General features: G+C 42.2%; 10 protein-coding genes. 4 read left to right on the forward strand and 6 right to left on the reverse strand.

Going from position 1 to position 10,033, the window contains the following annotated elements:
- Positions 1-9: 9 nt before the first annotated feature.
- From L1283_RS03395 to L1283_RS03410, 4 genes are read right to left on the reverse strand one after another with little or no spacing between them, the layout of a single operon-like run.
- Positions 10-900, reverse strand: a complete 891-nt coding sequence (locus L1283_RS03395; RefSeq protein WP_286851129.1) for a TIGR01777 family oxidoreductase — start codon at positions 898-900, stop codon at positions 10-12.
- Between the two features lie 27 nt (positions 901-927).
- On the reverse strand, positions 928-1,308 hold the full coding sequence (locus L1283_RS03400) for a hypothetical protein (protein ID WP_075990933.1): 381 nt from the start codon (positions 1,306-1,308) through the stop codon (positions 928-930).
- A gap of 4 nt (positions 1,309-1,312) precedes the next feature.
- Positions 1,313-1,675 carry a hypothetical protein gene (locus L1283_RS03405; protein WP_088160132.1) on the reverse strand — a complete coding sequence of 121 codons (363 nt, stop codon included), beginning with the start codon at positions 1,673-1,675 and terminating at the stop codon, positions 1,313-1,315.
- 4 nt (positions 1,676-1,679) lie between these two features.
- Positions 1,680-2,186, reverse strand: coding sequence for a GbsR/MarR family transcriptional regulator (locus L1283_RS03410; RefSeq protein WP_075990935.1), 507 nt, complete (start codon positions 2,184-2,186; stop codon positions 1,680-1,682).
- Between the two features lie 222 nt (positions 2,187-2,408).
- On the opposite strand from L1283_RS03410, the gene L1283_RS03415 reads away from it, so the two are divergent.
- The 3 genes from L1283_RS03415 (at position 2,409) to L1283_RS03425 (ending at position 4,758) form a co-directional block, all read left to right on the forward strand.
- A complete protein-coding gene (locus tag L1283_RS03415) occupies positions 2,409-3,392 on the forward strand; it encodes a hypothetical protein (protein ID WP_088160133.1) in 984 nt (327 codons plus the stop codon).
- 115 nt (positions 3,393-3,507) lie between these two features.
- Positions 3,508-3,912: an energy transducer TonB gene (locus L1283_RS03420; protein WP_159731349.1), complete on the forward strand. Its 405-nt coding sequence runs from the start codon at positions 3,508-3,510 to the stop codon at positions 3,910-3,912.
- Between the two features lie 78 nt (positions 3,913-3,990).
- Positions 3,991-4,758 (forward strand): suppressor of fused domain protein, encoded by a 768-nt coding sequence (locus L1283_RS03425; protein ID WP_198386028.1) that lies wholly within the window; start codon positions 3,991-3,993, stop codon positions 4,756-4,758.
- Positions 4,759-4,818: 60 nt separating this feature from the next.
- Here L1283_RS03425 and lat read toward each other — a convergent pair whose 3' ends face one another.
- Entirely contained in the window at positions 4,819-6,108 is a 1,290-nt protein-coding gene (gene lat, locus L1283_RS03430) for an L-lysine 6-transaminase (RefSeq protein ID WP_088160136.1), read from the reverse strand.
- A gap of 19 nt (positions 6,109-6,127) precedes the next feature.
- A complete protein-coding gene (amaB, locus tag L1283_RS03435) occupies positions 6,128-7,657 on the reverse strand; it encodes an L-piperidine-6-carboxylate dehydrogenase (RefSeq protein WP_075990941.1) in 1,530 nt (509 codons plus the stop codon).
- Positions 7,658-7,782: 125 nt separating this feature from the next.
- On the opposite strand from amaB, the gene L1283_RS03440 reads away from it, so the two are divergent.
- A complete protein-coding gene (locus tag L1283_RS03440) occupies positions 7,783-8,955 on the forward strand; it encodes an acyl-CoA dehydrogenase family protein (RefSeq protein WP_088160138.1) in 1,173 nt (390 codons plus the stop codon).
- Positions 8,956-10,033 lie beyond the last annotated feature (1,078 nt).

The following is a 10,033-nucleotide window of genomic DNA, read 5'->3' on the forward strand; positions in this document are numbered from 1 at the left end:
TTTCGGTTTTTATCCCCGCTGCAAAATATCCTGCAAAGCAGTTGAAATCGTTGGAAACTTGAAGGTAAATCCACTGTTCTCCAACCTTTCAGGTAATACCCAACGGCTTTTTAAAAGCAGCTCTGTCTCCGTGCCAATTAAAGCCGCACCTATTTCCAGTAGCCATTTTGGAGATGGTAGGCCAATTTTACGGTTCATTACCTGTCGAAAAGTTGCCATAAAAGTCTTATTCGTAATCGGGTTGGGTGCCGCACAATTTATGATACCGGCGATGTCATCACGACCCTGTAAGAATAAAATGATTTGAAATAGATCTTCAATATGAATCCAGCTAAAATATTGCTGACCATTTCCCTGTATTCCACCGAGGCCAGTACGAACGAGGTTTTTAAAAGGAAGGATGACCCCTCCATCTGCGCCCAAAACTATCGCCATCCGAAGCGCCACCTGTCTTGTCTTTTCCGATTTGAAGTCGAAAAAGGTTTTTTCCCATAATGTTGCAACATCAACGGAAAAACCTGTTCCGATCTCCCCCGAATTTTCTGTCATTGGACGATCTTCGGCGTGACGATAGATGGTGGCGGTACTCGCGTTTAGCCATAGCTTTGGTGGATTGGTACAGCCTGCTGTGAGCTCGCCGAGAAGCGTAGTCGTTGCTGTTCGTGAGGAAAATATTTCGGCCTTATTTTTTTCGTTATACCGACAGTTGACAGATTTTCCGGCTAGATTGATTAGCATCGCTGCATTTTCCAGTGAATCGGAAATAGCGGATCGATCGGTCCAAAGGATATTGCCCGGCCGACGGCCAATGATGATCACCTGATAGCCTAATGTACGAAATCTCTCGGAAAGATATTGTCCAACAAAACCTGTTCCTCCAGCGATGACTATTTTATTCATGGCAAGTGTATTTACAGTCTGTTTTAATTATGCATTGAAGGTTGTATCCATGTTTCTTCGTTGTTTTGCAATCCGTTTGCCTCTAAAGAAGAGAAACATATTAAGAAAGAGCATTACACCAAGATATATGCTAAATCCACCGATTTTATAACTCAGGCGCTCAATAAGTTCCTGAATGCTCGGCTTGTACAGGCTGATTTCAAGTATGTAGAGTGCAAATCCCAAATTCATGAGGTAGAATCCAATGCGAAATAAATTATTCGTCGCATGGGCTACCTCCGGCCTACCGGCAAAGATATCATTCATGTAAACAATGCTATTTTTAAAAAGCACGTAGGCAACATAATAGGTTAATCCTATTGCAATGGGTAAGTAGATAAAGTACCCGATAACTGTTAAATTTCCCATGATATTAATGTTTAATGGTTAATGAATTCTTTTTTTTTGCGAAGAAGTAAATACTGAGCATATTGAAGTAATGTAACCCAACAAGGACAAAAAGTAATCGTCCTGTTTTAAAGGCAATGCTGCAGATCATTTCATCAAATGATTCAATTTGTCGCCAATAACTAAACTGCAGGATTGCATAGCCGATGTTGAGTAGGTAATATCCAAGCAGCAATAGATTATTTGTCGTATCGGCCAAGTTGACCTCCTGGCGGAAAAGCGATAGGATGAAAATCCGGCCATTTTTATGGAATAACCGACCGACCCAAAGAATAATATAACAGGTGAGCAGGCCGTAGATTGCGTACGCTAGGATATTGAAGTTCATGACGCTACATCATTAGTTTGATCAATTTGATTAATAAATCTCCACCGCTTGTATTGAAAATCTTGTTGGCAATAGTTTCGAGTTGATCCGTCAGATTTTGGATGTCCTTTACCGTTTTATGGAACTCCTTACCTTCTGCAGTCTGGTCCTTTTCGGTATTCTGGCTTATATCCTTTAGAATATCCATTACGGGGTCAAGCTCTTTCTGCTTACGCATCACTGCAATTTTCATCGCCCATTTTAAGACCTCTTTCTCTGCGACGAAATATTCCTTTCGATCACCAGCAATATGTTTTTTGTAGACAATACCATAATCGATCAATTGCCGGATACTCATATTGGCATTCCCGCGGGAGATCACTAACTTTTCCATAATCTCATCTGTAGACATGGGATTGCTTGCAGAAAGGAGTAGGGCATGAACCTGAGCAACAGATTTGTTGATCCCCCATTCAGAACCTAATGCGCCCCAGGTGTCTATGAACTGTTGTTTTGCTTCTTGTAATTCCATCGTGCTTTTATTTTGCCAATACCTCAATTTATTTTTATCGGACTATTGAACCGATCGGCTTTCCCATCCTTTTTGTGATTGCCTATATCAAAGGTATTTAAAGTTTTTGAATTTTCAATAATTTCTGAAAATAAAATAAGTTTAAGAATGCAAGTCACCATATCGTAATAAGAATTTGCTTTTCTTGCGGACTTTTCGATTTGTTTTAACTTTGCCAGCATTATGGCGACAACTTTGTATAATCCATTCAAACAATTTCAGTTTGATTCAGATATTTGTTTTTTAACAGGGAATAAGCTTCAGTCGGAAGAAGAATCCATTCAGGTGTTTCCTGTATGGATGATGAAATCTTTTCAATTGGAAGATAAACCTTTTAAAATGCTGGATGAGAATCTGGTTACTTACAAATCGTTGAAACTACCGTGTTCCATGGCTGCAGCCGAAGCTATTGAGCAAATGGAGCGTGCGGTAGAACAGTCGTTTGAACAAGGCTATGAAGCCGTCAAACAGCTGGATCCATTACTATTGTTTCAATGGATGACAAAAATCATCTATGGGGTGGTTTTTAATGAAATTCTTGCGGGAATTCAGCAGCAAAAAGCTTCTGGTGAAGATATGAACTTTTCTCAGGCGCTTGCACAGCGTTTTACGAATCTACATGCGATGTTACAGTCTCTGGTTGTACCGATGGAGTTTGAAAATACATTCCCATTTTCATTGGTTGTTGTACCTGTTGAGAATGCACCGGATACATTTATGTATCGTGATGAAATCAATACATTGATCTTCTCGATCCGTATGAAGGACTTTGCTGTAGTTGCCTGTCTTCAAGATAATGCGACAAACAATATTTATCACGAAGATATTCTCAAAGTCATTGCGGGCAAAACATTACACCCGATCCAGTTTGAAGAATTGTGTGCACGCTATTTTTATTCAGCCTACTTATTTAATCGTCTGCCAGATTATACCTATCTAAACACCCCGCAAAAAGTCTATGTTGAACCTATGCCATTAGCGGATATGTCGATGAAACCTATCTTTGATCATTGGCAAAATAAGACTTATGGCCAAGTTTTGGAAAATTTTTGGAAACCTTGGGGATTGACTTTATTCGAGATTATTAAAAATCCGGAGCATCCGATCAGTTTTCTTGTTGATGAAACAGGGGCGTTTAATGCAGAGGTTGCTATGCCGCTCAATTAGTCCGGAGGATTTAAAGCAATAAATTATCTTATACAAGCGTTAAATGGTACGATTATGGATAGGATAGATTATGTATTTAACTGGATTTAAGACTTTTTTTTCAATTCTACTTTTTATGGTATTGTGTACTTCTGCAAGTGCACAAGTGATTGCTAAACGGGATATTCCTGCAGACAGTATTGCACAGAACGTTGATGATTTTCCCTATTTCAAGGGCGGGGTGGTGGCCTGGTCCAGATTTTTGCAAAATAACCTGGATTTGTCGGGAACAATCAGGGCAATGGACAGTGTGGCCTATGCAAAATATGGATCTCGGCAGACGGCAATTCTGAAATTTATTGTTTGTGAAGATGGAGCGATCTGTAATATTGAAATCGAGAATCCCGATAAAGTGAGTCCCGAGTTTGCAAAGGCTGTGTTGTCTGCTATGCGCAGATCGCCACAATGGATGCCGGGACAGGTCAAAGGAAAACCAGTTAAAACAAGATTTAGACAGCCTGTAGTAGCTGTAATTGAATAAATTTGAATAGAAAATAATCGCTAAAATTTTCACCATTTATAAGATAATATGTCATTTTGGGATAAAGTCAAAAAAATTATGAGCGGCGAAGAGGAAGAATCTCCGTCCGAAAAAAAAGATACAGAAATTACTGCTGGAGGGTCTACGGTCTACCGTTATGAAGATCAATCTGATGATAAGGATCCAAAAAACCTATTTCCGGAGGTACAATGTGTTTATCTGGATGAAATCGAGGAGCATTTGACCAAATATATTGCCGAACCCGATATGGTGTTCCATGAAATTATCTCCGAACTTGTTCATATCGATGTGCATTGGATTAAACCAAGTGCAAACTATCCATTCCATATATTGGTTACTTCAGGCATGAGTGATTTGGCTATGCATGTTCCAGATGAAGTGGAAAACAAAGAGTCTTATGAACGGGCGGAGCTGATGGTCGTGTTGCCCGCAGATTGGAAGATCGGAGAAGAGGAATTTCAGGATGACAACAATTATTGGCCGGTCTACTTTTTGAAAAGATTAGCGCGGTTTCCACATGAGTACAAAACCTGGTTGGGATATGGGCATACCATTCCCAATGGGATGGAAGCCGAGGATATTGCAAATACAGGTTTCGGTTGTATGTTGCTGCTTCCACCTATGCTAAGTTTTGATGAGGAATTTTTGGAGTTAAAGACCAAAGATGGTAATCTGATCAATTTTTATGCAATGATCCCTGTATATAAAGAAGAGATGGATTACAAACTTGAAGAGGGTACAGATGCACTCTTAGACCTGTTTGATGAGTATGGAATTTCAGAACTGGTCGATATTGACCGTCCCAATGTATGTAGAGATAGATAGTTTATAAAAAAATAAGCAATACTATAGGCTACATTGAAGCTTTTTAGCATTGCTTATTTTTTAGGAAATACTCTTTTCTATAATTGCTATCGTTTTATTGATATCCTCATAACTCACATTAAGGTGCGGTCTAAAACGTATACTTTTCTCTCCACAGCCTAACATAATCAGTTTATTTGCATAGGCATTTTTGATAAATTCATTGCGTGCAGCTTCCGATGTGAAATCCAATGCAACGAATAAACCCTCTCCTCGTAAATTGGACAGCTGCGGTTTTTTCACTAGCAGTTCCTGGAGCTTATCTTGTAGATAGTGCCCTTTTTCTGCTGCATTTTGAACGAGATTTTCTTGTTCTATGACTTCAAGAATTAATTTAAAGCGGAGCATATCCATAAAATCACCACCAAATGTTGAATTGATACGACTGGACTCTTTAAAGACATGATGTTCCACCTGATCAAATTTTTCCTTACTCGCCAGTATACCACATACCTGTGCTTTTTTGCCGAAGGCAATGATATCGGGAATTACGTTGTAATGTTGGTAAGCCCACATTTTCCCCGTAATGCCCAATCCGGTCTGTACTTCGTCAAAAATCAATAGGATCTGATTTTCATCACAGATTTGACGAAGCTGTACGAAAAATTCCTTTCGAAAATGGTTGTCGCCACCTTCGCCCTGTATCGGTTCAATAATGATACAGGCGATATCGTTGGGGTTGGCGGCAAGGGCTTGGCGTATTTCTGAGACAGCCTTTTCCTCCAAAGTAATGGTCTGCTCAATATGTTCGCTTGTTAAGGGGTAGCTCAACTTCGGATTGGTAATGCGTGGCCAGTTGAACTTTGGAAAATAAAGGTATTTTCTGGGGTCTTGTGTATTTGTTAAGGACAGGGTATAACCGGATCTGCCATGAAAAGCCTGTTTAAAGTGAATGACCTGGCTGGCTTCCTTTTGTATTCCCTGTGCAAAATTAAGCCTTGTTTTCCAGTCAAAGGCAGCTTTTAAAGCATTTTCCACGGCGAGTGTTCCGCCTGATATGAAAAAGGCATAGGAGAGTTCTTTCGGTATGGCTACGCGGTCAAAAGTGTCGACAAAATCAGCAAACTCTTTTGGGTAAATATCAGACATGGCTGGCTTATTGACGGCCATTTTGCCTAAGAAGTCACGTTGTTCGACCAAATGTGGATGATTGTAACCCACGGCCATAGAAGCAAACATACTGAACATATCGAGGTATTCATCCCCATTTTCATCCACGACATAAGAACCATGGGATTTTTCCATATCCATAACCAAAGGAAATCCATCGGCCAATATATGTTTGCTTAATCTTTCATGTACGTTGCTCATAATTTTGTGTGTAAATGGTTTATAAATCAAATTTGATACCTTGTGCCAAAGGTAGGTCAGTCGTATAATTGATGGTATTTGTCTGACGGCGCATATAGGCTTTCCAGGCATCTGACCCAGATTCCCGACCTCCGCCAGTCTCCTTTTCGCCTCCAAAAGCACCTCCGATTTCGGCTCCTGATGTGCCGATATTGACGTTGGCGATACCGCAATCAGAGCCAGCAGCACTCAGAAATAGCTCGGCTTCCCTTAGGTTGTTCGTCATGACGGCAGAAGACAATCCCTGTGCGACGCTGTTTTGTAGGTCTATGGCCGCACTGATATCTCCCTTGTATTTGATTAAGTAAAGAATAGGGGCAAAGGTCTCATGCTGTACGATTTCATAATGATTTTCGACTTCGGCAATAACAGGCTGTACATAACAGCCACTTTCATAGCCCTTGCCTTCAAGTACCTTTCCCTTGATCAGCATTTTTCCCCCCTGTGTTTTAATTTTGTCCAGTGCGTTTAAGTATGATTTTACGGCGGCTTTGTCAATCAATGGTCCTACATGATTTTTCGTGTCCAAAGGGTCACCAATTTTTAACTGACCATAAGCTTTGGTCAGTTGTTTTTTGACATTGTCATAAATGTGCTCATGGATAATAAGTCTTCGGGTGCTTGTACAGCGTTGTCCGGCTGTACCTACGGCACCAAATACAGCACCGATGATGGTCATTTTTAAGTCTGCGTCTGGAGTAACGATGATTGCATTGTTTCCACCGAGTTCCAAAAGTGTTTTACCGAGGCGTTGTGCTACGGCGACGGCGACTTCTTTTCCCATGCGCGTGGATCCTGTTGCAGAAATCAAAGCGATGCGGTTGTCTGCCGAAAGCCACTCGCCAACTTCTCTGTCGCCCATGACGAGGTTGGATATTCCCTCGGGCAGCCCGTTGCTGTGTAGGATTTCTGCAAGTAATTTTTGGCAAGCTATGGCACATAGCGGTGTTTTTTCGCTGGGTTTCCAGACGACAGTGTTGCCGCAGACCAGTGCGAGGGCGGTGTTCCATGCCCATACCGCCACCGGAAAGTTAAATGCTGTAATAATACCTACAACGCCCAAAGGATGATATTGGTCGTACATGCGGTGCCCGGGGCGTTCCGAATGGATGGTGTTACCATACAGTTGGCGAGATAGGCCTAACGCGAAGTCGCAGATATCGATCATCTCTTGCACTTCCCCCATGCCTTCTTGGTAAGATTTACCCATTTCATAGGAAACTAATTTTCCGAGAATGGGTTTAAGTTCACGGAGCTTGTCACCCAATTGGCGAACGATATCTCCTCTTTTTGGGGCAGGTAGTAGGCGCCATTGTAAAAAAGCATCTCCGGCTTGCTTAATGACCGCTTCGTAGTCCTGACGATTGCTGCCTTTTATTTTTGCGATGAGCTTTCCATCGACAGGTGAAAAGGATTCGAATTCTTTACCCTCGGAAAACCATTGTTGTCCAGTTGATGATCCTAAATTCTGAGAAGATATTCCAAGTGTTTTAAGCGCTGCTTTTATCATAATGGTTTATTTTATTCGTGGATTAGTTTAAATATATGAAATAAATTTTTTAATGACAAGTTTGTGCTGAATATTGTTCAGTGGAAAATAATCGTTATCTTAGATAAGCTAATGTAGACTATATCATGATCAAACAAATTAATATCGATTATTACCAGGTGGACGATTTATTGTCCGAAGAACATAAACTGATACGGCAGTCTGTCCGTGATTTTGTGAACACAGAGATTAAGCCTTTCATTGAAGACGCGGCGCAGGAGCACCGTGCTATTGCGGGATTGATGCCTAAATTGGGAGCAATTGGAGCTTTAGGGCCTTATATTCCTGCTGAATATGGCGGGGCGGGATTGGATCAGATTTCCTATGGCTTGATTATGCAGGAATTGGAAGCCGGTGATTCGGCAATTCGTTCGGCGGCATCGGTGCAATCCTCTTTGGTGATGTTTCCGATTTATACCTATGGTAGCGAGGAGCAGCGTCGTAAATATTTGCCGCGGTTAGCATCGGGCGAGTTGGTCGGTTCTTTTGGGCTTACTGAGCCTAATCATGGATCTGATCCGGGGGGAATGGAAACGAAATTGACGGCAAAAGGAGATGGTTTTTTATTGAATGGAGCCAAAATGTGGATTACAAATTCGCCTGTCTGCGATATTGCTGTCGTTTGGGCACGAGATGAGGCCGGAAAGGTGCGGGGAGTAATTGTTGAACGTGGAATGGCTGGTTTTGAAACGCCAGAGACCCTGCATAAATGGTCTTTGCGCGCTTCCAAAACAGGGGAATTGGTTTTTCATGATGTTTATATCCCTGCGGAAAATGTGCTTCCTGCTGTAAATTCAATGCGTGGACCGCTTTCCTGTTTGAATTCGGCCCGCTATGGAATTTCATGGGGAGTGATCGGAGCAGCAATAGACTGTTATGAAACTGCGGTTCAATACGCTTTGGAGCGACATCAGTTTGATAAACCAATTGCTGGTTTTCAATTGCAGCAAAAGAAGCTAGCGGAATTTCTGACGGAAATTACCAAGGCGCAGTTGTTGTCGTGGCGTTTAGGGCAGCTCAAAAATGAGGGACGTGCTACTCCACAGCAAATCTCCATGGCAAAGCGGAACAATGTGAATATGGCGCTGCAGATTGCGCGTGAATCCAGGCAGATCCTTGGCGGAATGGGGATAGTGGGTGATTTTCCTATTATGCGGCATATGATGAACCTAGAGTCTGTAGTTACCTATGAAGGGACACATGATATTCATTTATTAATCACGGGACAAGATATTACGGGGCTGAACGCTTTTTCGTAATGTAAACTTTTGTTGCGGAACGGAGCTTTTAGGCTTATGTATCCTATGCTAGTCCGAGTGTTTGTTGTTTTTTGGTTATTCTTTGTTATTTCTAGGGCAGGGGGTCGGATCCAGTTCGACTTGTTTTCGGCTGCGGTGCGACTCATGTTTGACTCTGAAAGAGCCTGGACAGGGTTTAGATAGGTCTTAGGTTCGCCCTGTGAGCAAGGTGTGTCTATCGTGAGCGGGTTCTGTCTCCATGTCGGGGTCGGACGGAACACGGACTCAACACGGACAAAACACGGAGTCAGTGCAAATCTTCCCCGAACATGGCACGAAGCCTGTGGAGAGCGGAACAGGAGGTTCCCCCAGATCCTGCGCGGCAGCCGGAGGCCTACCTCCGAGCAGACCCCTAGTTACCCTCTCGATAAAAATAATTCTGAACTTCTTATTCTTTAGTTTAGCTTTTGTTTATACTTAGCTTAGCATTAAGTTAGGTTTTGATTAGCTTATACCTATACTATACCTAAACTAACCCTAACTAAACCCTAAACTAACCCTAAGTAAACAGGTAAGAAAGTATAGCTATAAAAGGAGGTATTCCTGCCTTACCAATATCTGCTCGTCCATCTGCTTGGCCTTGTACCCCGGTCCCGGCTGCTTATGTTTGCCCCTGCCGCCGGTGCTGAAATCCCTCCGTTAAACCTCGGGGGAGCCCATTTCACGGAGCCGCGTGCTTCCCTGTCCCCATTTCGGGTGCAGGATCAGCTGTTTTTCGCCTCCCTCTGCAGCTTCCGCCGCTAAAATGAAAAAGAATCTCGCACCGTTACAGGTAGTTAGGGGCAAAATGAAATAAATAAGAACAAAAGGCTTGGAAGTTTGTTGGTAAACTCCCTATCTTTGCACCACTCCGCAAGGGAGGGACGGTTGCTTTGAAAGAAGGAACCCTGAAAAAAGAAGGGTTTAAGAGAAGCCTGGCAGGATCAAAAATCCCGCCCGGTTTAATTTTAAACGCGGAAATCGAAAAAAGGGAAAAGAAAAAAAACTTGAAAAAGTTTTTGGAAGTTCAGAAAAGATTTCTACCTTTGCAGTCCCAACG

Origin of the sequence: Sphingobacterium sp. HSC-15S19 (genome assembly GCF_050433745.1) — a bacterium.
Lineage (GTDB): Bacteria > Bacteroidota > Bacteroidia > Sphingobacteriales > Sphingobacteriaceae > Sphingobacterium > Sphingobacterium siyangense.

Coding starts and splice junctions, on each gene's coding strand:
- L1283_RS03395 (WP_286851129.1), bottom strand. CDS start 900: ATGAATAAAATAGTCATCGCTGGAGGAACAGGTTTTGTTGGACAATAT.
- L1283_RS03410 (WP_075990935.1), bottom strand. CDS start 2,186: ATGGAATTACAAGAAGCAAAACAACAGTTCATAGACACCTGGGGCGCA.
- lat (WP_088160136.1), bottom strand. CDS start 6,108: ATGAGCAACGTACATGAAAGATTAAGCAAACATATATTGGCCGATGGA.
- L1283_RS03440 (WP_088160138.1), top strand. CDS start 7,783: ATGATCAAACAAATTAATATCGATTATTACCAGGTGGACGATTTATTG.
- L1283_RS03405 (WP_088160132.1), bottom strand. CDS start 1,675: ATGAACTTCAATATCCTAGCGTACGCAATCTACGGCCTGCTCACCTGT.
- L1283_RS03415 (WP_088160133.1), top strand. CDS start 2,409: ATGGCGACAACTTTGTATAATCCATTCAAACAATTTCAGTTTGATTCA.
- amaB (WP_075990941.1), bottom strand. CDS start 7,657: ATGATAAAAGCAGCGCTTAAAACACTTGGAATATCTTCTCAGAATTTA.
- L1283_RS03420 (WP_159731349.1), top strand. CDS start 3,508: ATGGTATTGTGTACTTCTGCAAGTGCACAAGTGATTGCTAAACGGGAT.
- L1283_RS03425 (WP_198386028.1), top strand. CDS start 3,991: ATGAGCGGCGAAGAGGAAGAATCTCCGTCCGAAAAAAAAGATACAGAA.
- L1283_RS03400 (WP_075990933.1), bottom strand. CDS start 1,308: ATGGGAAATTTAACAGTTATCGGGTACTTTATCTACTTACCCATTGCA.